The organism is Alteromonas sp. a30, from assembly GCF_026788005.1.
Classification (GTDB): Bacteria; Pseudomonadota; Gammaproteobacteria; order Enterobacterales; family Alteromonadaceae; genus Paraneptunicella.
Genome location: NZ_JABEPE010000010.1, coordinates 137,165 through 162,957, shown reverse-complemented (window position 1 = coordinate 162,957; position 25,793 = coordinate 137,165). Strand labels below are relative to the sequence as shown.

The window sequence follows — 25,793 nt, the reverse complement described above, 5'->3', positions numbered from 1 at the left end:
CTAGGTATACTTGGTCATCAGTTAATGCTTGAAATTGATTAGCAATGGATCTTTGCTTGAAATATAACGCATTGCAGATTGGACGCCTTTCCAACCCACATACTCCATTGTTGTCTTTATGTCTCAGTTATTAGCGATTGCCCTGTTTGCGAAACATCGTGGCATAATAACTAGGGAAACTGCGAATAAGTTTTCTAATTTAGACCTTGAGCAAGCTTTGCACTCGCCGTCTCATTGTTGAACGCTAAATCTCCAATTTCGGTGCCCCGTCCAAACGTCCACAATATAACGGGTAATATTTCGCAAGGTTGGTTTTTAGGGAATGGCTTAAAAATTAACCTGCCATTTCTTAAATTCCTACCTACATTTTCAAATTCCTTCTGAATTTTCAAATCTCGCATTAATTCCAGAACAAAAAATAATCAAAAAATCCATTTGAAGCATGGCTGTCCCGTGGACGCTTAGTTGCTTATTTGTCCATCTACATTTCTACAAATGAATAATATGCAGTGTTAGATGAATACGATTTCAGCCTGTTTACTGTGCAAATAATTCGTTAATACTAAAAAAGTAAAAAATTTGTTACCTAAACGTTAATTTAAAATGCATTACAGGCAAATAAAATGAAAATGAACTGGTTAATACCTGTTGTATCTATGCTATTCAGCGGCGTTTCTCACGCTGAATGGTTCTTTCGAGGGACCTCAAGTGATTGGCAAGCAGTGCAGCTAGATTACGTTTCGGGGACACAATTCCAAACTTGTCAGTCTTTCGCTCAAGGTGATGGCGGGGGGCCGCGCTTTAAAGTCGACCGCTTTGGCGACTGGAGTGAAAGCTATCCTAGCGCTGATGTAGTGGTGTCTGCGGATACAAGTTATGTCATCAGTTTCAATGTCGATACCAAAGCGGTAACAACCACGCAGGTAAGTAGCTGTGGTGAAGTCAGTGGTTTTCCCAGCCTAAACTTCAGAGGCACAGCTAACGCATGGGGCAATACTGCCATGACGCGAGTTTCGGCGAGTTTATGGCAAACTCAAGTGTACTTCGATGGTCAAGCTGAGCAGCGCTTTAAGTTTGATATTCTAGGTGATTGGTCACAAAACTATGGTGATAACAATGCTGACAACATTCTTGAGTTTTCGGGCGATGACATTCGTACCTCGGTTGTTGGTGATTATGTTGTCGAGGTTAACGAAGACACACTAAGCTACTCACTCACGCCGGTTTTCGGTAACCTTGCTCCATCAGCCGCCATTACGCCGGGAAGCCAAACGGTTGTTTTAGGTGCCCAAATTTTATTTGATGCCAGTGGCTCATCTGACCCTGACGGCAGCATTGCCAGTTACAGTTGGAGCAACGGTAGCAGCCAAAGCAGCGCCAGTTACAACTTCAATACGCTCGGCTCGCAAACCGTTAGTGTTACCGTTACTGACGACCAAGGCGCAACCAATACCGCATCAGTTACTATAAGCGTCGAAGCACAGCAACAAGCAGATAGCTGGTATTTCCGTGGTACGGCAAACGGTTGGTCTTCAACATTAATGACAACATCGGACAACCTAAATTACTGCACCCAACAAACTTTTGCAGGGGGGGACGCAGGTGGCGGACCGCGCTTTAAAATAGATCACTATGCCGATTGGACTGAAAGCTACCCAAGTACGGATTATAGCGTGAATAGCAATACCACTTACGACATTTGCTTCAACGCAACTACCAAAGCCATTAGCGTAACAATTGTGGATGGTGTTGACTTAACCGCGCCGTCAGTGAGCGCTAATCCGGCAGCGGGTAATTATGCATCGAGTCAAAGCATTACTCTTAGCGTAAGCGATAATCAGGACGCGTCGCCGATTTTATATTTCACAACCGATGGCTCAACTCCGACAACAGCTTCCACCCAATATACAGGGCAGACTATTGCTGCACAGGATGTTGGCGCTGGGGTAGATCTCAGCATCAAAACCCTTTCCATTGACGCTGATGGCAACCAACAAGAGCAAAGCTTCGTTTATTACATTGGTGAAACCACTAGCGTCGATTTTCGCGAAGAAACCATCTACTTCTTGTTAACTGCGCGTTTTTACGATGGCGACAGCAACAACAACTATTACAACCGTGATCGAATTAAAATTGGCGACCCGCATTGGCGAGGCGATTTCAAGGGGCTCATTGAAAAGCTAGATTACATTAAAGATTTAGGCTTTACCGCCATTTGGATTACACCGCCAGTGGAAAACCGCAGCGGTTTGGACTATCACGGTTATCACGCCTACGATTTTTACAAAGTTGATCCACGTTTAGAGTCGCCAGATGCAAGCTATCAAGATTTAATTAACGCAGCGCACGCGAAAGGCTTAAAGATCATTCAAGATGTGGTAATCAATCACTCTGGTCAATACGGAATTCGTGATCAAGTATGGATCGACCATCTGCCGATTAAATATTACGTGCCAGCCGGGGCAGAGCAGGGCGAGATTTCCAACGACCCATACTTTGGTAATTTAGGTGATTATTTATCTGCTAATCGAGATGACAACGACAACAGTGTTGCGCCGCAGTGGTTTAAAGATCGCCATAACTCCGATCCAGAAGGCATTGTGCCGTTAGTCGATCCAAAAACTGGTGAAACCGTGCCGAAAGCAGGTTTCGACCCCAATCGTTTCTTTGGCATTGATGCACAAGGGTTAGATCCAAATTGGTATCACCTTGACGGCTTCATGGCGGGCGGTGATTGGGAAAATCCTATTCCACTGCAAAACAAACATTTGGCGGGCGATACCATTGATTTAGCGACTGAGCGCCAAAACGTAAAAGATTACCTTAACGGGGCGATTCGCAAGTACCTCGACATGGGCGTTGATGCGATCCGCGTTGATACCGTTAAACACATCGAGCGCGACGAATTACTTGAATACGTCAATAACTGGAAGGCACATAAACCCGGTTTATTCGTATTTGGTGAAAACTTGGTTAAAGGGTCCGGTTTAGGTTCTGAGTTAGCCAACGACAATGCTTCTGCGGTGATCCGCCCTTGGTGGTACACACGCACAACGCAAGATCCAAGCAATCCCAACGGTGGTGGTGATTCAGGTTTCTCAGTATTGGACTTCTCGGTATTCTCTACTTTCAGAGATAACGTTACACGAGGTTCTTTCGGTGGTGTTGGAGGCATGCTTGGTTGGGATTGGATTTACGGTGATGCAACGCAATTAGTGACCTTCTTCCAAAACCACGATGTTGGCCCCGACAACGACTTCAAATATCGTTACGGCGGCGAAGAAGCTAACGCGGCAATGGTGTACAACTTACTATGGACAAACCGTGGTATTCCAACGTTGTATTATGGCGAAGAAATTATGTTCAAAGCCGGTGCGCCGCAAGATATTGCCAGTGCAAATGACACGATTGATCAAACAGGGCGTGCCTACTTCGGCCCACATTTAGATGATTTGGCGACAACCCAATCGCATCCACTGTATCAACATATCAAGCGCTTGAATCAAATTCGCAAAGCCATTCCGGCGTTACAAAAAGCGCCGACGTCGAAAGTAAATGAGTGGGGCGCGGGTATGAGTTTCGTCAGGGATTATAGTGTTGGTGGCAGTTATGCCGTTGTAGGATTAGCATCGGGTGGGGCGCAAAGCATTACGGTTTCTGGTGTTCTAAATGGTACTTATCGTGACGTGGTAACGGGTAATAGCGTTACTGTGACCAATGGCAGTTTATCATTCAACGTTAAAGGCTACAGCGCGGGAATTTACGTGCTTAATGGACCGGGAAAAATTGGCTCTGATGGTGTTTATCTCCGTTAGGCAAACCCCTCTTTTGCTCATCAAACAGCGACTTTTCTATATAAGAATGGCGTTTCAGATGCGTTAAAAAAGACTTTCATAGAGTGAATAATCGGACAAGGAGGTTCGGTTTACCACTCCGAAACAAAAAGTAACCATTTGGGTTAATACTTTTTAAAACAGAGACTTATTTTTCAATTCATACTTCATTACATTTAATCTAAATCTCTCTTTTCTTACACTTTTGCGTCTTCTCTCTGCAAAGATTACACTGTTCCGCTTGTGTGAATCACTAAAACCGACAGAACACAAAACAATAACAAAAGCATAAGTAGTGCAAAGGATACTATAATGAACAAGAGAATCTCCATTGCCGTCGCTATTTCATTGGCGTTGGGAACATTAACAGCATGTGGTCCTAATCCTGCGACCATGAATGATGCTGCAAAAGCGAAGGCTGATGCTGTAGAAACAAAAGCCGCCATGATCTCTGGTGTTGACTTATCGGCAATCGACAAGAATGTGCGAGCTCAGGATGACTTCTTCCGATATGCCAATGGTAGTTGGTTAAGTGAAACAGAAATTCCTGCCGATAAATCCCGCTTTGGGATGTTTAATGTGGTTCACGACAGAACACAAAAGCGTCTTAAGAACATTATTCAAAATGCAGCCGAATCTGATGCCAAAATGGGCTCCAATGAGCAAAAATTAGGCGACATGTACAACAGTTTCATGGACATAGAGTTGGTTAATAAGTTAGGTGTTAGCCCACTTAAACCAAACTTAGATGCCATTGCAGCAATCGATTCAAAATCCGGTGTGGCAGCAAAGTTAGGCGAGATGTTTGAATACGGTGTGGGTGGCCCATTTGGTTTCTATGTTTACGCAGATGCCAAAAACCCAGAGCAGTATGCGATGTGGCTGTATCAATCCGGCCTATCTTTACCTGATCGTGATTATTATCTAGAAGAAGACGAAAAATACGTTAATTTCCGTGCGGAATTAGTGAAATACATCGGCAATTTATTGCGTATGGGAGGCTACAAAGACCCTGAGCAATTCGCAGAAAAGATCATGGCGTTAGAAACACTCATCGCGCAAAAGCATATTACCAAAGTTGAGCGTCGCGATGCAGAAAAGAACTACAACCGTCATACGGTCGAAGAGCTTCGCACGCTACTTGGCGACTTTGATTGGGATGCTTACGCAAAAGCCAGTGGTATAGAAAATACCGAAGCAATGATTGTGCGCGCATTACCTTATTTCCAAGCCTTCTCTGAAGTATTTGGTAGTGCAGATGTCGAAACATGGAAGGCCTACATGGCTTATAACTTGTTAGATGCTTACGCGCCACGTTTAAGCCAAGACTTTGTTGATCTGCATTTTGCTTTCCATGCAACAACGTTAAATGGTGTGCCTGAAAATCGTGACCGCTGGAAACGTGCAGTTAGCGCAACCAGTAATGTACTTGGTGAAGTTTTGGGTCAACAATACGTTGCTAAGCACTTCACGCCAGAAGCAAAAGCGAAAATGTCTGAGTTAGTAGACAACCTCATCAGCGCCTACGGTGACAGCATCAAAGATTTAGAATGGATGTCTGAGGAAACCAAAAAAGCGGCTCTGGACAAGTTAAGCAAATTCACTCCAAAAATCGGTTATCCAGACAAATGGCGTGACTATTCATCGCTAAAAATTAAAGCAGATGACTTAGTGGGTAACTACATGCGTCACGACAAGTTTGAGCATTTGTATTGGGTTGAGCGTATTGGGAAACAAGTTGATCCAACCGATTGGGGTATGACGCCGCAAACGATTAATGCTTACTACAGCCCAACACGTAACGAAATCGTATTCCCTGCGGGTATTCTACAGCCGCCATTCTTTAATCTTGAAGCTGAAGATGCCGTTAACTACGGGGCTATCGGTGTGGTGATTGGTCACGAAATCGGTCACGGTTTTGATGATCAAGGTTCTAAATACGATGGTGACGGCAACTTGAGAAGTTGGTGGACCGAGAATGATCGTAGTGCGTTCGACGTGTTAGGCGAAAAGCTTGCCGCACAATTTGATGCTTACGAGCCAATTGAAGGTCTCCATGTTAATGGACAGCTTACTAAAGGTGAAAATATCGGCGATTTAGCCGGGGTAACGATTGCGTATAAAGCATATAAAATGTCGTTAAATGGCAAGGGATCACCAGTTATAGATGGCTTTACCGGAGAGCAACGTTTCTTCATGGGACACGCACAAGCATGGCGAGCTAAATATCGTGAAGACAGATTACGTTCACAAATCTTGAGTGATCCGCATTCTCCATCTGAGTACCGAGTCGTGGGTCCTTTAGTTAACGTTGATGCTTTCTATCAAGCATTCGGTGTTGAAGAGGGCGATGGTATGTATGTTGCGCCAGAAGACCGAGTTGTTATCTGGTAAGCTGAATATTAACAATATTCGCTAAAAGCAATCTATGGAAACAAAAGCAGTCATTTTATATGGCTGCTTTTTTGTAGGTAATCGTGCACTCAGGCTTGCAGTTAAGGTGACATTCTTTAACAATTGTAGATTGTTTCTAATAACCGAGTCTTAAATATCTTGTGGAGCAAATAGAATTTTTCGAAATACCTAGCCCGTGTATTGGGATCTGCCAGTCAGGACCCAAAGGCTATTGTATTGGCTGCTTTAGGAGCCGAGAGGAACGTTTGCACTGGAATGTAATTGAAGATGAGGTTAAGCGTAAAATTATTAAAGCGGCTGTGCAAAGACGTAAACGAGCCGAAAGGGAAGCCAGAAAGCGACATGCTTCTCAGGATATACAAGAATCGGGTCAGTTAGATTTAGACCTATAACCAGCGCCTTACTTGTTGGCAATAGTCTTCGTATTGTCGACCAAAGAATTGTTTTAACATGCGTTCCTCCGGGTGAATTTGAAATCGATTCATATACGGCACGAACAAAAACGCCAGAAGTAGGCTCGCCCCATCACTTAAATATATTCCCCAAGCGATTAGCCAGAATAGAAAACCAAGGTACATAGGATTGCGTGTCCATCGATAAATGCCGGTTATGACTAAATGTTCCGATTTGCTTGGATCTCTGGGATCGACGGTGGTTTTGGCCTGTTTAAAACTCATAACACCTAAAATGGGTAACAGTGTTCCGAGTATACTGAATAAGGTAAAAGTGGGCTTTCTTAATATCAATAAAGCGTCAGGAACGGATAAATCCAGTAACGTTGATTGTTTTGCAAGCCACATAAAACCAGCAAAAACGAATATAACCACAATAGGTGGGATTTTGGTTTCTAAAAACGAGGTTCTCGAGCAGTTCATAAGGACAATGAGAGATATAAAATATTAACCAGCATACGACGAACGAAAAAAGGCGGCAATAGATTTGCCGCCTTTGATTTTTCTAGATGGGTAAACTGTTAGTGGGATTTAGAAGCGAGTCCCGATACCAACGCCAATGACCCAAGGGTCAATATCAGCATCTACTTTCAATACTGAACCATCACCCGGGCGGATTTCAGCCTCAGTGTCCATAAAGATGTATTTTGCATCCAAGTTAATAAACCAATCTTTATTGATGTTGAAGTCCACACCAATTTGGGTGGATAAACCAAATGAATTGTCTAAATCAACATCGGCTCCAGTGAATGCACCTTTGCCTTCTTCATCAAAGAAAACCGTGTAGTTAACACCAGCGCCAAAATACATACGAGTGTCTTCACTTAAATAGTTGTGATACTGCAAGTTTAACGTTGGTGGCAATACTCTGGTTTCAACGATGTTGCCTAGCGAGGCAATGGCACCTGCACCAGAAATATCGTGTTTTGTTGTGGCTGCGATAAGCTCTAATGCCCAGTTTTTATTTAGGAAATAACTAATATCGACTTCTACGGTTGTATCGCTGTCAACACCAACACCAGAACCAGCAATACCAGTTACTTCACCTGAGTCATCATTCGGGCTTACATTAACAATACGGCCTCGAATTAACCAGTCGCCCGCGTCTTCAGCATATGTGTTAGCAGTGTATGAAAGAGTCGCCACTGCTGCCGCTAAGCCCAATGCAAGTTTTTTAATTACCATGTTGTGTGTCCTAGTTTTTACTACGTCTTATCAATGGAGGTTATTATCGGACTTTTAGCAAATCCCACATTGATCTGAATCAACCACACGCATTGCTAGTGAGATTCTTTAATTTCAATTGGTTAGACGGTTTAAATTATTGGCGGAGTCATATTAAAACCGACACTACAAGCCGTTGAATGGGTCTTAGTTGCGGGCAAACTAAAAACAGCACGCCCTAATAAAGCTAGTCGGAATACAGAAGCATGAAAAGTCGAATGGGAATAGAAAGGGAAGCTGCCCAAAAGAAAAGGGCAGCCTTTGAATGCTTCTTACAACGTAAATTCTTCTTCTGTTGGTGCGAGTAAATCGTCACTGCCAAATTGAATTGCACTCTTGTGCAAGTCTTTTCTTGGAAGAATACGCTTGATGTAAAAGTCAGCGGTTTTCACTTTGCTGGACTTAAATACGGGGTTGTCACTTTGTGCTACGGTGTCGGCCATACTCAACCAAATTACACCAATTAGTGCGTAAGAACTGTATAACATGTAGTCATAGGCTCCTGACGCAAGGAAGTCTGGTGATTGCTGCATAAGGGTTTGAGAAACTTCATTCCATTCATCGAGTAGAGCAAGTGCATGTGTTTTCTTGTCTGCATCTTCAATAGCTTGTGCCATATCTCGGAAATACGCATGAGTCACAGCTTGCTTTTTACCGCCATCACGGGCTAATTTACGAGAAATGAGATCGAGCGCTTGGATGCCATTAGTCCCTTCGTAAAGTTGAGTGATACGGCTATCACGTACTAATTGCTCCATGCCCCATTCTCGAATGTAACCATGACCACCAAACACTTGCACACCAATATTCGTAACCTCCATACTCACATCAGTGAAGAACGCTTTTACAATTGGCGTTAGGTAGGCGGTGATCTCACTGGCTTGGTGTTTGCTATCTGTGTCACCAAAGCGCTCTACATCCATTTGTTTCGCATAAACTAATGATAGTGCGCGACACCCTTCAACCAATGCTTTTTGTGTTAAAAGCATACGGCGCACATCCGGTTGATGAATGATGGAGTCGGCTTTTTGATCAGGTTGTTGAGTGCCTTGTGGGGCGCGAGATTGTAGGCGTTCAATTGCATAGGTCACAGCACCTTGATACGAGGCTTCCGCAAGTCCTAAACCTTGTAAACCAACTTGGAACCGCGCATCGTTCATCATCGTAAACATGCACGCAAGACCAGTATGTGGCGCGCCAACTAACCAGCCTTTCGCTGAATCAAAGTTCATAACACAAGTTGGGCAGCCTTTAATGCCCATTTTATGCTCGAGGCTGCCAACACCTAATGTATTAGGTTGATTAAATTCGCCAGCTTCATTTGGCAAAAATTTAGGCACAATAAATAAGCTAATACCTTTAACACCGGGAGGTGCATCAGGTAAACGCGCCAAAACAAGATGAACAATGTTATCGGTCCAATCTTGGTCGCCACCTGAGATAAAGATTTTACTGCCTGAAATCTGATAACTGCCATCTTCGGCGGGTTCTGCTTTGGTATTGAGTAATGCCAAGTCGGTGCCAGCTTGAGGTTCGGTCAAACACATTGTACCTGTCCACTCACCACTAATTAAGTTGGGTAAGTAGGTTGCTTTTAGTTCATCGCTCGCATGTTTATCGACCGCTAAAATTGCACTTTCAGTTAACATGCTTAGTAAGCGCCAACTTAAGTTAGCTGACATTAACATTTCATGAAAAGGGACTGCCATTGAGTAGGGTAATTCTTGACCACCAAACTCTTCGTTGCCTAACATCGAGTTCCAGCCATTCTCTACGTATTCTTTGTAAGCGGAAGCAAAACCGTTTGGCGTGGTGACGTTTCCGTTTTCTAATTTACATCCGGTTTCATCGCCTTCGCGGTTTAATGGGGCGACGACTTCCTCTGCAAACTTGGCGCCTTGTTGTAATACTTCATTGACAAGCTCTTTATCAAAATCACCTTTACCGATGCTTTGATAGTGACTGGCAATATCCAACCAATCGTGGAGGAGGAATTGCTGATCGGTAGTGGGGGCACGGTAATCCGGCATGAGTTGCTCCTAATAAAAAATATCAGTGGTCAGATGAGTGATGTAGTTTAGCTAATCGGTTTGTAGAGTACCACTCTAATGTCGTAAATCTTCTTTAATGCTTGGGTACAAAAACAAACCCTAAAATGGCCTTGAAAGGGAAGAATAAATCTCGCCAGGGTATTTTAATTACCTGTTTTTGTTAAATATTTTATGAATAAATTGATTTTGAATTTGAGGTGTCTAAACTGTTGACCGGTTAGACAGGTAGCGTTGAATTTAACTTTTTGTCAATGATGACTGTGGATCAAAAGAGTGAGGTAAAAATACCTCTTTATTAGGCATGGAACAGCTCGGTAAGTATTAATCGCGATTGGTGTATTTATGAATTTGTCGTTACTTTCTATCCGTCGTAAGTTAGCGCTTGCTATTCTTATTGGTGTTTTATTTTCAAGTGTCATGATTGGTTTAATCAGTCAGATTTCCTCAAAAAATATGATTTCAAATCGCCTTGTTGAGGTTGAGTTGCCTAATATTCTTTGGCAAATCCGTAATCAGGTAGATAAAGAAATTTCCGTATTACAAAATGCAACAGAGCAACTTTCTTCTAATGCATTGATTAGCCGCTGGATTGAAAATGGTGCACCAAAGGAAGGCGAAGCTGATGTAGTAAAAACACTCATCAATGTACAAAAACAGTACGGTTTAACGAATTCTTCTATAGCAGACAGAAAAACGGCTAAATATTGGAATCAGGACGGGTTTTTACGGGTATTGCAAAATGATAAATTTGATAGTTGGTTTTTTGCATTTCGGGATAGTGGCAATGCGGTAAGCAAGAGTCTCTATGTTGAAAAAGGGGTGACCAAGTTATTTATCAACTTTCAGCAATTGGATGGGCGAGTTTTAGCCGGTGTTGGTCGTAGCATGGATCAAATGGTTGATGTGCTGAACGATTTTAAAATTGCTGATACCGGATTTGTGTTTATTACGGATGCGGCAGGGAAGATACAAATTCACCGTAATAAAGAACGGCTTGGAAAGCGTTTGTCTGAAATATACGGCGCTGACACTCAACAACATTTACTGGGGCGACAAGCCTTCGCGCTTGAGGAAGTCACAGTCGATGGCGAGGCTGTGTACCTCGCTAGTAGCTATATAGAATCTGCGGATTGGTATATCGTTGCAAGGGTCCCCGCAAGTGAAATTTTTGCCGAGCTTAATGCCAACAGTTTACGCATGATTTTGTGGACCATTGTGCTAGCTGGTCTGTTCACTGTTATTGCACTTTGGCTGGCCCAACGTTTAACTGCGCCGATCACACATCTTGCAGAAGTGTTTGCTGATTTAGGAAAAGCAGAAGCAAACTTAGATGTTCGTTTGGAGCGCCAAAGCTCCACAGAATTGCAGGCGCTTCAAGAGGGCTTTAATGCCTTTGTTAGCAAGATACAGGCAACAGTTGAGCGTGTTTCAAACACCAGTGAATTATTACGTAACAACGCTGGTGAAGTTGCTCAATCGGCAAAAGACTTTTTACATCACGGTCAACAGCAATCTACTCATACCGAGCAAGTGGCCACTGCGGTGACACAAATGGGGAATACGGTACATGAAGTCGCTGGTAACGCTACCCAAGCAGCTGACACCGCCAATGAACTGGAGCTTTCTTCAAGTCAGGGGAAAGAGGTCTCAATAAAAGCGAAAAAATCCATAGAATTGTTGTCGCATCATGTTGATGACGTCGGTGCGGTTATCAATAAATTAGCCAGTCATACTCAAGCTATTGGCGGGGTATTAGAGGTTATCCGAGGCGTTTCTGAGCAAACGAACTTATTAGCATTAAATGCTGCCATTGAGGCGGCTCGGGCTGGTGAAATGGGCAGAGGGTTTGCTGTTGTAGCGGATGAAGTCCGTTCTTTAGCGCAACGAACGGCTGAATCGACAGATGAAATTCAAACAACTATTACAGAGTTGCAAAAAGAAACGCAAACCGCAGTAAGCTTGATGGTGGAGAGCAAGTCCCATGCTTCAAGAGGGGTGGAGGCTGTGATTGAAGCAGAAAGTGCTTTGGTTAATATTGCGGATGGTATTGTTCATCTGAAAGATATTAATAATCAAGTTGCCGCCGCAACAGAAGAGCAGGCCGTGGTCGCGAAAGACATAAGTTTTAGCCTAGAGCAAATTCGTGAAGATACCTTAGTGAATTTGCGCGCGTCTGACGATGTGGCAAAAGCCAGCGTTAATCTACAAGCGCTCTCTGAGCAACTTGATAAACTGGTTGCGGCTTATCGTTCATCGTAATTTCTCATCGTAGAATCAGTGTAAGCGCATGAATCAAGAAGATTCGTGCGCTTTTTTAGTTTTAGCGTGTTTTGATTGAATTTCCCCGAGTTTATTGAATGCATCTCGTATTTTTATTAGTTGGTCTGGAAAGCGCCATTCAGAAGGGGTTGTTGAGAAAGGGTTAATTAAACGAATGGCATTCACTTCTGTTTCAGACCAAGCCGGAACAGGAAATTCGGTAATGAGTCCGTCGAAGTCGTCATCTAGTTCACATGCAAAAAAGTGCATTCCACTATCGGCTATGCCGAGCAATGTTCCCACTTCAACGTTAAAACCTGTTTCTTCCCATGTTTCTCGATGTGCCGTACATTGAGCCGATTCATCAGAATCAGCACTTGTGCCAGCGGGTAAATCAAATTTTCCTGAATAAAAGTGGGTAATAGCGAGGATGCGCTTTTTGACACGAACAATACAGCCAGCGTTTGCCGGGGGGGCTTCTTGTTGACCTTTGGCAATGCGACACATTGGGCTAGAAGGTGGTGCATAAGAGCAAGCAGTAATGTAGTGCAATAAGGTGAAAGCCAGTAGCGCTTTTGTTAATTTCATGGAAAACCTTCGGTATCGTTGGGAGGCTATTAAACTGAAATTTACCGCAAACTGCAATTGAGGTTTTTATCGTAACGTTTGGGTAATGGCTTTCAACAAGGCACCAAGAGAAATTGGCTTTAAAAGCAGGCGACAGATCCCGAGTTCCTTTGCCAAGTTATCATCCATTTTCTCAGAATAGCCTGTTAGCATAATTAACGGTAAGGTTGGAAGTTCTCGATGCAGTTGTCCACAAAATTCCGCACCATTCATATCTGCCATATCATAGTCAGATATAACAAGATCAACTTCTTTATAGTGGTCACGAATGAAACTTAAAGCCGATTTAGCATCATTAAAGGCGGTAATTCTAAAGCCTTTTTCCGATAATATCCTTCCCCAAACTTCTGTAATTTGACTTTCATCATCCACAATCACAAGGTGAGAGTTGTTTGGAATATCGGGTAGAATGGTATTGGCATCGGTTTCTCTAGGGATTAGCGCTTGGTCGCCATTTAACGGAAATAGCATAATAAACTGGGTGCCTTGATCAACGACACTTTTTACATCAATTTTGACGTTATGGCCCCTTAGAATACCGCTAACAACGGATAACCCGAGTCCGGTTCCTTTTCCCTTTTCCTTGGTCGTAAAGAAAGGATCGAAAATATGTGTCAAAGCGGATTTTGAAATACCACTTCCGTTGTCGGATAATTCGAGTTTGACATAAGCCTCACCAATATCGTCGACTTGATTTTCCATGTGTACGCAAACATTTCCTGATTTGCGATTGGCTGATTCGATAGCGTGAAGTGCATTTGTCAACAAGTTCATAAAGACTTGCTGTAACTGGGATTCATTTCCTTCGATGATATCGATATATGCGTTATCTTCAAAATCAATATGTATTGTTGCGGGCAGCATTGGGCGAATCATCGCAATGGATTCTTGCAATATTTCACTCAGGTGTAACGGCGCAAAATCCGGTGAATCCATGCGACTATAGGACAGAATTTTATTCGTTAAGTCGGATGCTCTGCTGCAAGATTTTACGATAGATTCGAGTCGCTCAGAAAGTGTTTCTAGGTGGCTATGTTTGAATACGTCACTGATGTTTTCAATATATAAATTACATAACTCTGCATTTCCGAGAATGGAGGCCAAAATATTATTAAAGTCGTGCGCCATGCCTCCTGCAAGCGTTCCCATGGCTTCCATTTTTTGAGATTGCACCAGTTGATACTGTAAAGACTTGATCTCAGAAATATCTTGGATGGAAGTAATATAACCGGCTAATTCGCCTTGTTGATCATGGAACGCGGATATATTTTGAAGCACGGGGAAGCGCTGTCCGCTGTTCTTAATGTGCTCTGTTTCAAAGGTTACGGAACCTGTTTCTTTGGCAATATTCATGTAATCACGGATGAGTGGAAGTGCTTCATCAGGATAAAACATACTCATATTGGCCTTGTTAGAAACTTGTAGATCATATCCATGTAGCTTGGCAAAAGTCGGATTGGCGAGCGTTAATGACATGTCATCATTTTCTGATATTGCAATGCCCCAATCCGCTGCGTAGAAAACAGTTTTCCATTTTGTTAATTCTTGTTCATACGACTTTTGTGCAGTGATGTCCTGCATAATAAATATGTAATGTTTGGTGTCACTTTTTTCCATGACTTGGCGAATATTGATCTTAACCCAATGAGGGGAGCCAGTAGCGTCATAGTGGACATGTTGTACCTTGGCGAACCCGAGGGAAGACAATTGTACATTGATTGAGTGAGTTTCTGTTTCACGTTCTTTTGGTGAGAGTAGCAGTTCAAGCGCGGAGCACTCTATGACATCACTTAATGCCAAAGAATAGTTATTAAGAAAACTGTTATTGGCCCATTCTATCATCTGCTCAGCATTACAAATGAGCACCATGTCATCGGTGTTTTCCGCCACCATTGCTAATTTTTCAATTTCGTTAATAAAATGGCGGTTTTCGGTGATTGTTTTCTGAAGTTCCTGCATGACTCGTGCGGTATTGTTATGCATTTGCAAAGCGGAGTCAGTTAATTGCCCAACCTCTACAATTCTTGATTCTATTTTTTCTTCTTCGACTAATTTGGAAGGGTGGTTTTTCCATTCTTGTACTTTTTTATTCAAGTTATGGATGGGCGCTGCAATTTTATTGGCTAGGAAAGCCGACATAAACATGGTTAGCAACATACCAGCAAGAATAGAGCTTAAAGATTGGTACAAGCTCCGGTTGGCTTGTTCCAAAATGCCTTGTTCAGCCAAATAAATAAAGAGGGTCCAGCTAATGCTATCGCCGTGGGTAAATTGGAAGATGCCTAATTGGTACGATTGATCATCAATCGTTACTGGACGGAGTTGCGGTGAGCGTTGTTCTTCTCTGGGGAGAGAGTTGTAGACTTCCATGCCTGTTTGAATAAGCCTGTCTTGACTATCTTCAACGTTGGTCTGAATGATGTCGCCATTGATAATGTGATAAGGACGATAATGATTGGAGCTACCGATAAGGTCTCCAGAGTCGTTAATAATAAAGGCGCTGCCGCTGTTGAGTTCAAAAAAGTTTTTTAATACGTCACCTAACTTATCGAGAAATAGGTCATTACCCACAACTCCCACGTCTTTACCGTTGTCGTCAATAATCTTGACGCTATTAGGCATTGCCAGCGTTGGCAAAACATAGTACGAAAAACTAGAGCCCCATCCTCGTTCTGGTTGGGGGGCAGCCTCTTGGTACCAGTTACTTTGTGTGGCGTAGAAGTCGGGCGCAATTTGTAATAGCTTTCTAGTCTTTTGATCCTCTTGAAGCTGTTCATAATGAATGTTGTATTGTGTGTCCTCATTTGCATACATGTGAACAATAGTGTCGTCGAATCGGGCATAACCTGAAAACCAATTCTCCCGAGAGCTGAAATAAACGGCATCAATATCTCGGAAAGCTTTTAGCTGGTTAAACATAAGGTTGTTTAACGCTTCAAAATTCTCTTTGTAATCATTTTGTTCAAGGTAGATACGATTGGCTTGGTTGAGTTGCTCATGCACCGATAATCTGTCGCTAATCTCTGCTGTAATAAGCTGGTAGGTATTTACCATGATCTCAGCTAGAAGATTATTAATGTAGTTTTGGCTACTTAACAACGACTGAAAGCCTACAAGTGCTGAAAAAACAATAATAAGTAGGCTAAATGGGATAAGTAATATGTTTCTAATTTTTATCGGTTTCATTCAGTTTTTCGCACGAGTTTGCCTCTCGTTGTAGGTTTGAGTTATCGAAAGCGTTGACGGAGAAACTATCTATGCAATAAAAGGTAGGACAAAATCTTACAAATTGTGAAAAAATGTACTGATTTGAGATGAATAAACATAAATTAACGATGAATAGGTAATAATAGTTACCTTAGTTTGATCTATTCGAGGAAAAGGCTGCTTGTGATGTGATAGCCAGAGACATAGGTTGTGAAGAGAAGCTTTTGCACAATCTAAGATAGTAAAAAAGCGGCTAAAGGCTAATGCCAGTCAGTTAAGCTGACTGGCATTAGTATTAAGGGCTTGTTGAAGTTGCACAAAAAAATCCGATGACCTTACGATCATCGGATTTTTATCCTCTTATGCCAAATGTCAACTTCTTAACTGATCGGCATTAGGCTAAAGGCCGCTTTTTAAATCTTAATTAATAGCTATGTACGTTTTATTCATCAAGGAAACTACGTAATTGCTCAGAACGGCTAGGATGTCTGAGCTTGCGAAGTGCTTTTGCTTCAATCTGACGAATACGTTCGCGAGTAACGTCAAACTGTTTGCCGACTTCTTCTAACGTGTGGTCAGTATTCATGTCGATACCAAAACGCATTCGCAATACTTTTGCTTCTCTTGCAGTTAAACCTGCAAGGACGTCTTGAGTCGCATGTTTCAAGTTGTTACCTGTTGCCGAATCCAGAGGTTGCACAATCGTGCTATCCTCAATGAAGTCACCAAGATGCGAATCTTCATCATCACCAATTGGTGTTTCCATTGAAATGGGTTCTTTTGCAATCTTAAGCACTTTACGGATTTTGTCTTCAGGCATCATCATGCGCTCTGACAATTCTTCCGGTGTTGGCTCACGACCAATTTCTTGCAACATTTGGCGTGAAATACGGTTCAACTTGTTAATAGTTTCAATCATATGCACAGGAATACGGATTGTTCTTGCCTGATCGGCAATAGAACGTGTAATTGCCTGACGAATCCACCACGTTGCGTAAGTTGAAAACTTGTATCCACGACGATATTCGAACTTGTCCACTGCCTTCATCAAGCCAATATTGCCTTCCTGAATAAGATCCAAGAATTGTAAGCCTCGGTTTGTGTACTTTTTGGCGATGGAGATAACTAAACGTAAGTTAGCTTCAACCATTTCCTTCTTCGCACGACGGGCTTTGGCTTCGCCGATAGACATACGGCGATTGATGTCCTTAATGTCATCAATATTTAAACCGGTCTCTTCTTCAACCTGATTAATTTTATTGACGCAGCGCTCAATTTCTTCTTTAAAAGCACTGAGTAGTTGAGCGTAAGGCGCATCAGAGTTGACCGCTTTATTTAACCAGTCAGTAGAGGTTTCGCTGCCAGCGAACATCTTGATGAAGTCGCTTTTCGGCATTTTTGCATTCGCAACGCAATACTTCATGACCAAGCGCTCTTGAACGCGTACGCGATCCATCATGTTACGCATGTTGCGTACCATTCTATCGAACTGTTTAGGTACCAAACGGAATTCTTTGAAAATATCGCTTAAAATCCCAATATTTTCTTTTGCAATGGCATGACTTCGACCTTTATTCGCGATAATTTCACGCGTTTTCTCATATTGAGTACGCAGTGCCGAAAACTTTTCACGTGCTAGTTCAGGGTCGATAGAGTTGTCTTCTTCTTCCTCTGAATCGTCATCGCCATCATCATCTTCATCGTCTAATTCTTCATCAGACAATTCTGAACCAATGTGTGTTGCGGTGGGAGCGAGATCTTGCTCCTCGTTTGGATCTATAAATCCGAGAATAATATCACTTAAGCGGATTTCTTCTGCTTCGAAAAGGTCCCACTGATCAAGTAGATAAGTGATAGCTTCGGGGTATTCTGCAACAGAACATTGAACTTGGTTGATACCTTCTTCAATGCGCTTTGCGATTTCAATTTCGCCTTCACGAGTAAGTAGTTCAACTGTACCCATTTCACGCATGTACATACGCACTGGATCAGTTGTTCGACCGATTTCACTTTCAACGGTAGCTAAAGCTTGTGCTGCCGCTTCTGCGACTTCTTCATCGGTAGTTGTTTCCTGCATCAACAATTCATCAGCATCTGGAGCGTTTTCGAACACCTGAATACCCATGTCGTTGATCATACGGATAATGTCTTCAATTTGGTCTGAATCGACAATATCCTGAGGTAGATGGTCATTAACCTCTGAAAACGTTAGGAAACCTTGCTCTTTACCTTTAGCGATGAGGAGTTTTATCTGAGACTGCTTGCTTGCCATATACTTCCGCGACCAATTAATGTAGAACTAGCCCTGAGGGCACTCGACTATAAATATATAGTATTATCTGTGGCCTGAATTCACTCGCCCGCCATTTAGTAAAAATAGCGTTCTGATTGTAATAAAGCAAAAACGTAACAGTTATGGCATACAGGGCACACAGAATCGACCATTATAGCAGAAAAGTTACAGCGCATTCTACGTTTGTTTGTTTAAGAGATAGTGAATTTTCGACGCTGCGGCTACGGCTACAAGGCAGTGTCGAGGACAACCTAACCTACAATGAGGGCTAGCTGCTGGTTTTTCAAGCTTAGCCTGCAAAAATTATACATTATTGATTAGCTTTGCTTAGCAACATAAGCTCTTTTTTTTCGTCATTTGTTATGTTTCCTTGACGTGCTTTTGATAAAAGCTCTTCCATTCTACCCTGTAAATGCTGGTTAATTAATCGGTTGAAACTGTCACGATAAACCGTTGCCATCGTTTCATCTGATACGGCGTGCTCCCATGAGAGTAACTTGCCTAACGCCTTATAATTTGGGTGATCGCGATAGTGTTCTAGAACTTGCGCGGTACTGTAATGAGGGGAGTGGATACACAACCGCATCATATCGATTAACATGTCTAAGTTGCCAACACGAAGTTGCTGTGTTGCTTCTGGAGTCACATCTTTACACTCAGAGGCTAACTTCGGGTTGTCGAGTAGCAAACGTAACATCATTCTGCCAGGTGAGAAGCTAGGTTTATTGGGTCGTGAGTAACCTACTTTGGCAATTTGTGATTGGTTATTGGATTCTTTAGCGGCAACTTGAGCACGGTGTTTTTCATATTCACCCGTATGCTTGCTCAGCACTTCCATTAGCATTTGTTGTTGATATTCGCCGGGAATTTGAGAAATAAGCGGTTCCGCTTCAGCTTTCAGCGATGCTTTCCCCTCTGTTGTGGCAACTGAGTGGCGCTGTAATAAATTATCGAACAAGAATTTTGATAACGGCACTGCCTTGTCTTGCAACAAATCTTCAAACGCTTCTTTTCCGATTTTGCGCACCATGGTATCGGGATCCTCGCCGTCAGGTAAGAATAAGAAGCGCATTTGCGTTCCGTCTTTTAAATGGGGAAGTGCATTGTTCATGGCCCGCCAGGCTGCTTCTCGGCCCGCTCTATCACCATCGTAACAGCAAACAATTTCAGGTGTGCTGCGCAATAACATTTGAATGTGTTCAGGCGTGGTTGCTGTGCCAAGTGCCGCAACGGCGTAGGTGATGCCGAACTGCGCCAGAGCAACTACGTCCATATAACCTTCAACGACCAGCACGCGTTGCAATTTTCGGTGTTGTTGGCGAGCTTGATAAAAGCCGTAAAGTTCACTGCCTTTATGAAAAATTCGGGTTTCAGGTGAGTTTAAATATTTCGGCGTGTCATCACCCATCACTCGACCACCAAAACCAATGACTCTGCCGCGTTTGTCGCGGATAGGGAACATAATGCGGTCACGGAAAAAGTCATAACGTTTGTGTTGGCTGTTTTCCGTGATGAGTTTTAAATCGAGCAATTGTTGCTGTACAGGTTGAGACTGACCAAACGCATTTAAAATGGCGTCCCATTGTGCCGGGGCGTAGCCAATATTGTATGCCTTAACAATTTCGCCGCTTAGTCCGCGTGATTTTAGGTAGTCAATGGCTTTGGCTGATTGCGTATTATCTTTTAGCTGTTTTTCAAAATAACGACTTACCTTTTCCATTAAATTGAAGTCATCTTCAAGTTTATTGGCAGGAATATAGGGTTTGGCATTTGAAAAAGCAGTTTGTTCCCTAGGTACTTCTACATGATGATAACGAGCAAGCTCTTCAACTGCTTCAGGAAACTCTAGACGCTCATACTCCATTAAAAAAGAGATGGCATTGCCGTGGGCTCCGCAACCAAAGCAATGATAGAACTGCTTTTCTTGACTGACAGTAAATGAAGGGCTTTTTTCACTGTGAAAAGGGCAGCATGCTTGATGGTTCTTTCCTGCGCGCTTTAACGGTACGAAACCGTCTATCAGCTCAACAATATCGGTTCGAGCGAGGAGATCATCAATAAAACTTCGTGGAATTCTGCCTGACATGTGTTTGCGTTATTTACCGAATTAGGAATGCATTATAAATAAATTGGGGCAAGGTGCTGCCTAAATTTAGAAAAACAGCTTGAGAAATAAAGTCGTTGTGTAAAAACAAAACAAGAGGCAATAAAGCCTCTTGTTGGTATTAGAAATGAGCAATTAAGCCTTGATGAGTACGAAATAAATTAGCTTAAGCATTAAGCTTTGCTTTTATCTGACCGCTTAATTTACCCATATCTGCGCGTCCTTGAACTTTTGGTTTCAGCCAACCCATGACTTTCCCCATATCTTGCATTCCATTTGCTCCTGTTGCTTCAACCGCTTCCGCAATTAAAGCTGCAACTTCTTCTTCAGAAAGTGGTTCAGGAAGGAACTCTTGCAAAATAGCCAGTTCAGACTCTTCTTGATCGACAAGGTCCTGACGCTCCGCAGCTTTAAACTGGGTGATAGAGTCACGTCTTTGCTTAACCATTTTGGTTAGTAAAACGATAACATTTTCGTCAGAAAGCTCTTCGCGGGTATCAACTTCACGTTGTTTAACTTCAGATAAAGCTAAGCGAATTGTACCTAGGCGTACCTTATCTTTGGCACGCATTGCGTCTTTTTGAGCATCTTTGAGTCTAAGTATTAGAGACATCAATGAATTACCTTGAAAGTCGATTAACTACTAATAGAAGTAAAACTGTACAAAAAAGAACAACAAATGTTGTTCTTAGTACATTCTTACTCTACGAGCATTTTCACGAGCTAGTTTTTTCAAATGGCGTTTTTTAGCAGCAGCTTTTTTACGCTTACGTTCCCAAGTTGGTTTCTCGAAGAACTCACGACGACGTACTTCTGAAAGTACACCTGCTTTTTCACATGAACGCTTGAAACGACGTAATGCTACGTCAAACGGCTCGTTTTCTCTGACTTTTACTATTGGCATTAATCTCTCACTTCAAAAATAAAATCTGTATTTTTGGTCTTTAGGTGGGTCAAAAAATGACCGCTATCTTTAAAAATGGTGCGCAATTCTAATCATATCTACAATCAAAGTAAAGCTGGAGTGACTATTTATTTAGCTTAATTTGCGCTTAACTAATGCGGTGTTTTTATTGTGTGCTTGTAAGGTAGTGATTTCACGGAAAATACAGAGCTTTTACTCTGAATTTATCTCTGAATTTATCGAATTTAGGCAAGTAATTCGCTTTAGTTTTTACACTAAGCTTAGGTAGAATGCCAGCCAAATTTTCAGTTAAGAACCAATTAAAGAAGACAAAATGCGAGTATTAGGAATAGAAACCTCCTGTGATGAAACCGGTGTGGCTGTGTACGACACGGAGCAGGGCTTATTAAGCCATGCATTATATAGTCAGGTGAAGCTGCATGCTGATTATGGTGGTGTTGTTCCTGAATTAGCGTCGCGTGACCATATTCGCAAGCTTGTTCCTTTAGTACAAAAAGCATTAATGGAATCGAACTCTACCCAAGCCGATATTGATGGCGTTGCCTACACTCGTGGGCCGGGACTGGTTGGTGCACTGCTTGTTGGCTCCTCGTTTGCGCGCAGTTTGGCTTATGGCTGGAAAGTACCTATGGTAGGAGTGCATCACATGGAGGGACACTTACTGGCCCCGATGTTAGATGAGCCCGCACCTGAATTTCCGTTTGTTGCATTGCTCGTTTCTGGAGGTCACTCGATGTTGGTCAGAGTTGATGGCATTGGAGAGTATCAAACGTTAGGTGAAACACTTGATGATGCCGCAGGCGAAGGCTTTGATAAAACGGCTAAATTGCTCGGTTTAGATTACCCCGGAGGCCCTGTGCTGGCAAAAATGGCAGACGATGGTACTGCGGGGCGTTTTACTTTTCCTCGCCCAATGACTGACAGGCCCGGTCTTGATTTTAGCTTTAGTGGTCTTAAAACCTTTGCAGCGAACACCATTAAAGATATTCAAAAACAAGGGGAGTTATCGCCTCAAGATAAAGCCGATGTTGCACTCGCGTTTCAAACTGCGGTAGTGCAAACCTTAGCTATTAAGTGCAAACGCGCATTAACAGAAACTGGCTTGAAGCGATTAGTCATTGCTGGTGGTGTGGGCGCCAATAAATCGTTGCGCGAATCCTTGCAAACAATGATGAAAAAGCTGGGTGGGCAGGTTTACTATCCACGTTTGGAATTTTGCACTGATAACGGTGCCATGATTGCCTATGCTGGTGCGAAGCGCCTTGAGGCGGGTCAGCTAGGCGATATGTCTGAGCAAGTTTCGCCACGTTGGTCGCTGGATAATCTACCCGCTTTAAATCATTCTGAAACTACCTAAGTTGCGCTAAATGAATTAGACGTAGATCCATAGTCGCAGGATGAGATTGGAGCTCAGTCTGCGTGAATCCTTTTGTGTTGGGGCGTTAGGCGCTTCTATTCAGCGTGATGCCTAGTTTGAAGTCTTTTTTGTTTCTTTCACGGAAAAGCGAAATTCCTTGCCTCTACACAATCGATTCACATTATCTTTATGTTTCAGAAAGATGAAAAATGACATCACAATCACAGGTACAAAAAACGTTGGCACAAAGTAATACGTGAGAATCGGTGCTGCCAATGTTGCGCTAAGGGAAGCTAAGGAGCTATAACGGCTTAGTGCAAATATTACGATCCAAATGCAGAGTAAACCGCTGGCTATTTTTAAGCTAAAAACAGAAAAAATACCCAGTGCCGTCGCCACCCCTTTTCCGCCAGAAAAACCGTAGTAGAGTGGGAAAATATGACCAAGCAAAGCCGCAACACCAGTCACGCCAAGTACCCATTCGGGCTGCTGCAAGAATAATGCGGTTGCAACGGGAACGATGCCTTTAATGACATCAATGAACAGCGTCAAAAAACCTGCCCATTTACCGTAATTACGCAGCATGTTGGATGCGCCGGGATTACCCGAACCGGATTGTCGTGGATCGGCAACCTGAAAAAGACGATTTACAATTAGCGCGCCCATGAGGGAGCCTATTAAGTAAGCGCTAACAACGAGAAGTAAACTAAGTGCTGTCATGGTGTTGGACCCACATTACAAAACAGGTAAACTGCCTCCCGTTTAAGCGTACTCGACTTTCACGCGTTATGTTCAAACGCGCCCTGTGTAAAAAGGTAACATCCTTGATGGATAAAATATATATAGAGGAGCTTCAGCTTCTTGCCATTATTGGCGTCTACGAATGGGAGCGTCAGGCTCCGCAACGCTTGTTACTCGACTTAGTGCTGCACTTGCCATTGCAAGAAGCCGGGAAGTCAGATGATTTGAGCCATACTGTTGATTACGCGAAAATTGCAGAGGCGATGGAAAACCTGTGTCAGATCCACCAACCCCAATTGCTCGAATTTCTTGCCGAAACCATGTGTGCGCATATCCTAGCGAATTTTCCGGTTGAGAAAGTGGAAATTAAGCTGAGCAAACCCGATATATTGCCAAAGGCGAAAAATGTGGCGGTTTACTTGCAGCGTGAAGTCAATAATGGATAACACATCAATCTTCCTCATGTCGCTGTCATGATTAACAGGCTTGCCATTTATGAATCACATTTACATTAGTCTTGGTACTAATATTGAGCGAGAAAAACACACAAAAGCGGGTTTGGATGCTCTATTTGAAGCGTTTGGTGAGCTGGAGTTGAGTCCCGTGTATGAAAGTGAGTCGGTTGGGTTTGATGGAAATCCTTTCTACAATTTGGTGGTTGGCGCTAAAACAGAAAAATCACTCGTAGAGGTTTGTCATCTACTTAAAAAAATTGAAAAAGAGAATGGGCGCATTTCATCAGAGAAAAAATTCTCGCCGCGTACCTTGGATTTGGATTTGTTATTATTTAATGATGAGGTAATAAAAATACCCATTATTTTGCCAAGACCGGAAATTTTGTACAACGCCTTTGTCTTATTACCTTTACAAGATCTAACGCCTCACAAATCACATCCAGAAGTGAAAAAAAGTTATTCAGAGCTTTGGAAATGCTTTGATAAAGATTCTCAAAAATTATGGAAAATTCCCTTTATTTGGAATGGACAGGACTAAATTGTGACCCTATTTGAAGTTGTTATTCTCGCTATTATCCAAGGTATTACGGAGTTTTTGCCTATCTCAAGTTCCGCGCATCTTTTACTGCCCAGTATTTTATTGGGGTGGAAAGAGCAAGGGTTAGCGTTTGATGTGGCGGTGCATATTGGCAGTTTAACCGCTGTTGTTATCTATTTTCGACATGATTTATGGGGCATGACACAAGCGTGGACGCGTCAACTTGTTGGTGGTAAAGCAACAGCAGAAAGTCAATTGGCTTGGTGGTTGATTATTGCCACTCTTCCTGCGGTTGTCCTAGGGTTTTTAGGCAAATCGTTAGTGGAAGAGTTTGCTCGTTCCGGTTTAGTCATCGCGTTTACCACAATAGTGTTTGGTGCTTTACTATGGTTAGCGGATTCACGGGCGAAGCAAGCAGAAGGCTTGAAATCATTGGGCTGGAAAAAAGCGTTAACCATTGGTTTTTTTCAGGTGCTTGCCATGATTCCCGGGACATCGCGTTCGGGAATTACGATCACGGCGGGTTTATTATTAGGGCTAGACAGATACAGCGCTGCGCGCTTTTCCTTTCTTCTTTCAATTCCAACGATTTTAGGGGCCGGTGTACTTTTGGGGCTTGATTTGCTGTCAACATCGCAAGCCGTAGATTGGAGCATGATCGTATCGGGCACGCTTTTATCCTTCGTCAGTGCTTACGCTTGTATTTATCTTTTCCTTTCTTGGATAGAGCGCATCGGTATGTTGCCTTTCGTCATTTATCGGCTTTTACTTGGCGTTTTCTTGCTGGTATTGTTGCTGTAGTTAGAAGCACAACTTTTGGGTTGAATCTAAGCAAATTTTTTATAAAAGTAGGGCGCATGTTACATGTGGCCCTCTTTTTTTTCGTTTAATTTATTCGTATAAGGAACTTAAATATGTCTGATACGATTTTTACCAAAATCATCAACAGAGAAATCCCAGCAGAGATTATTTATGAAGATGACTCGGTACTTGCGTTTAATGATATTGCCCCTCAAGCCCCTATTCATTTTTTAGTGATTCCGAAAAAACCGATAGCAACAATTAATGACATTGAAGAAGAAGACCGGGAAGTTATGGGTCATTTGTATTTCGTTGCTGCGAAAATTGCAAAGGATCAGGGTTTCGCAGATGAAGGGTATCGTGTGGTGATGAATTGTAATAAATTCGGTGGTCAAACGGTTTACCATCTTCACCTTCATGTTTTGGCAGGAAAACCAATGGGTTGGCCTCCTTATCAGGATACGCTAAAAGTCGAATAAGTTTTGTTGTTGAGTTTACGTATACGTAAAAG

At 42.6% G+C, this 25,793-nt stretch carries 19 protein-coding genes; 9 read left to right on the top strand and 10 right to left on the bottom strand.

Features of this window, described 5'->3' with window-relative positions; translation table 11 throughout:
* Nucleotides 1-623 precede the first annotated feature (623 nt).
* The 3 genes from HJG39_RS11690 (at nt 624) to HJG39_RS11680 (ending at nt 6,640) form a co-directional block, all read left to right on the top strand.
* Nucleotides 624-3,815 (top strand): alpha-amylase family glycosyl hydrolase, encoded by a 3,192-nt coding sequence (locus tag HJG39_RS11690; RefSeq protein WP_268409390.1) that lies wholly within the window; start codon nt 624-626, stop codon nt 3,813-3,815.
* 330 nt (nt 3,816-4,145) lie between these two features.
* The gene (locus tag HJG39_RS11685) at nt 4,146-6,227 is read left to right on the top strand and encodes a M13 family metallopeptidase (RefSeq protein ID WP_268409388.1); all 2,082 of its coding nucleotides are present in this window, start codon (nt 4,146-4,148) and stop codon (nt 6,225-6,227) included.
* A gap of 161 nt (nt 6,228-6,388) precedes the next feature.
* Entirely contained in the window at nt 6,389-6,640 is a 252-nt protein-coding gene (locus HJG39_RS11680; RefSeq protein ID WP_268409387.1) for a DUF1289 domain-containing protein, read from the top strand.
* Here HJG39_RS11680 and HJG39_RS11675 read toward each other — a convergent pair.
* The 3 genes from HJG39_RS11675 to HJG39_RS11665 all read right to left on the bottom strand — a co-directional run bounded on the left by HJG39_RS11675 (nt 6,635) and on the right by HJG39_RS11665 (nt 9,954).
* Nucleotides 6,635-7,048 carry a methyltransferase family protein gene (locus tag HJG39_RS11675; protein ID WP_268409385.1) on the bottom strand — a complete coding sequence of 138 codons (414 nt, stop codon included), beginning with the start codon at nt 7,046-7,048 and terminating at the stop codon, nt 6,635-6,637. The two genes, HJG39_RS11680 and HJG39_RS11675, sit on opposite strands and share 6 nt — an antisense overlap.
* Before the next feature lie 183 nt (nt 7,049-7,231).
* Nucleotides 7,232-7,885, bottom strand: coding sequence for an OmpW/AlkL family protein (locus HJG39_RS11670; protein WP_268409383.1), 654 nt, complete (start codon nt 7,883-7,885; stop codon nt 7,232-7,234).
* Nucleotides 7,886-8,196: 311 nt separating this feature from the next.
* Nucleotides 8,197-9,954, bottom strand: coding sequence for an acyl-CoA dehydrogenase family protein (locus tag HJG39_RS11665; protein ID WP_268409381.1), 1,758 nt, complete (start codon nt 9,952-9,954; stop codon nt 8,197-8,199).
* A 363-nt stretch (nt 9,955-10,317) separates the two neighbouring features.
* Here HJG39_RS11665 and HJG39_RS11660 point away from each other — a divergent pair, with 363 nt between their 5' ends.
* Nucleotides 10,318-12,234: a methyl-accepting chemotaxis protein gene (locus HJG39_RS11660; RefSeq protein WP_268409379.1), complete on the top strand. Its 1,917-nt coding sequence runs from the start codon at nt 10,318-10,320 to the stop codon at nt 12,232-12,234.
* Between the two features lie 33 nt (nt 12,235-12,267).
* On the opposite strand, the gene HJG39_RS11655 is transcribed toward HJG39_RS11660, so the two are convergent.
* The 6 genes from HJG39_RS11655 to rpsU form a co-directional block, all read right to left on the bottom strand.
* Complete coding sequence (locus HJG39_RS11655) at nt 12,268-12,822, bottom strand: NUDIX hydrolase (RefSeq protein WP_268409377.1); 555 nt, start codon at nt 12,820-12,822, stop codon at nt 12,268-12,270.
* 66 nt (nt 12,823-12,888) lie between these two features.
* A complete protein-coding gene (locus HJG39_RS11650; RefSeq protein ID WP_268409375.1) occupies nt 12,889-16,047 on the bottom strand; it encodes a PAS domain-containing protein in 3,159 nt (1,052 codons plus the stop codon).
* 463 nt (nt 16,048-16,510) lie between these two features.
* Complete coding sequence (rpoD, locus tag HJG39_RS11645; RefSeq protein WP_268409373.1) at nt 16,511-18,340, bottom strand: RNA polymerase sigma factor RpoD; 1,830 nt, start codon at nt 18,338-18,340, stop codon at nt 16,511-16,513.
* A 331-nt stretch (nt 18,341-18,671) separates the two neighbouring features.
* Nucleotides 18,672-20,447, bottom strand: a complete 1,776-nt coding sequence (gene dnaG, locus HJG39_RS11640; protein WP_268409371.1) for a DNA primase — start codon at nt 20,445-20,447, stop codon at nt 18,672-18,674.
* Between the two features lie 184 nt (nt 20,448-20,631).
* Complete coding sequence (locus HJG39_RS11635; protein ID WP_268409369.1) at nt 20,632-21,078, bottom strand: GatB/YqeY domain-containing protein; 447 nt, start codon at nt 21,076-21,078, stop codon at nt 20,632-20,634.
* Nucleotides 21,079-21,153: 75 nt separating this feature from the next.
* Entirely contained in the window at nt 21,154-21,369 is a 216-nt protein-coding gene (gene rpsU, locus HJG39_RS11630) for a 30S ribosomal protein S21 (RefSeq protein ID WP_268409367.1), read from the bottom strand.
* Nucleotides 21,370-21,703: 334 nt separating this feature from the next.
* Between rpsU and tsaD the strand changes: the two genes are divergently transcribed.
* Nucleotides 21,704-22,747 carry a tRNA (adenosine(37)-N6)-threonylcarbamoyltransferase complex transferase subunit TsaD gene (gene tsaD, locus HJG39_RS11625; RefSeq protein WP_268409365.1) on the top strand — a complete coding sequence of 348 codons (1,044 nt, stop codon included), beginning with the start codon at nt 21,704-21,706 and terminating at the stop codon, nt 22,745-22,747.
* 111 nt (nt 22,748-22,858) lie between these two features.
* Here the strand turns inward: tsaD and plsY are convergent, their stop codons facing one another.
* Entirely contained in the window at nt 22,859-23,467 is a 609-nt protein-coding gene (plsY, locus tag HJG39_RS11620) for a glycerol-3-phosphate 1-O-acyltransferase PlsY (RefSeq protein ID WP_268409363.1), read from the bottom strand.
* Between the two features lie 107 nt (nt 23,468-23,574).
* Between plsY and folB the strand changes: the two genes are divergently transcribed.
* The 4 genes from folB to HJG39_RS11600 all read left to right on the top strand — a co-directional run bounded on the left by folB (nt 23,575) and on the right by HJG39_RS11600 (nt 25,761).
* Nucleotides 23,575-23,934 carry a dihydroneopterin aldolase gene (gene folB / locus HJG39_RS11615; protein WP_268409361.1) on the top strand — a complete coding sequence of 120 codons (360 nt, stop codon included), beginning with the start codon at nt 23,575-23,577 and terminating at the stop codon, nt 23,932-23,934.
* Between the two features lie 49 nt (nt 23,935-23,983).
* The gene (gene folK / locus HJG39_RS11610) at nt 23,984-24,481 is read left to right on the top strand and encodes a 2-amino-4-hydroxy-6-hydroxymethyldihydropteridine diphosphokinase (protein WP_268409359.1); all 498 of its coding nucleotides are present in this window, start codon (nt 23,984-23,986) and stop codon (nt 24,479-24,481) included.
* 3 nt (nt 24,482-24,484) lie between these two features.
* Nucleotides 24,485-25,282, top strand: a complete 798-nt coding sequence (locus tag HJG39_RS11605) for an undecaprenyl-diphosphate phosphatase (RefSeq protein WP_268409357.1) — start codon at nt 24,485-24,487, stop codon at nt 25,280-25,282.
* A 113-nt stretch (nt 25,283-25,395) separates the two neighbouring features.
* Nucleotides 25,396-25,761, top strand: a complete 366-nt coding sequence (locus HJG39_RS11600) for a histidine triad nucleotide-binding protein (protein WP_268409355.1) — start codon at nt 25,396-25,398, stop codon at nt 25,759-25,761.
* Nucleotides 25,762-25,793: the final 32 nt, after the last annotated feature.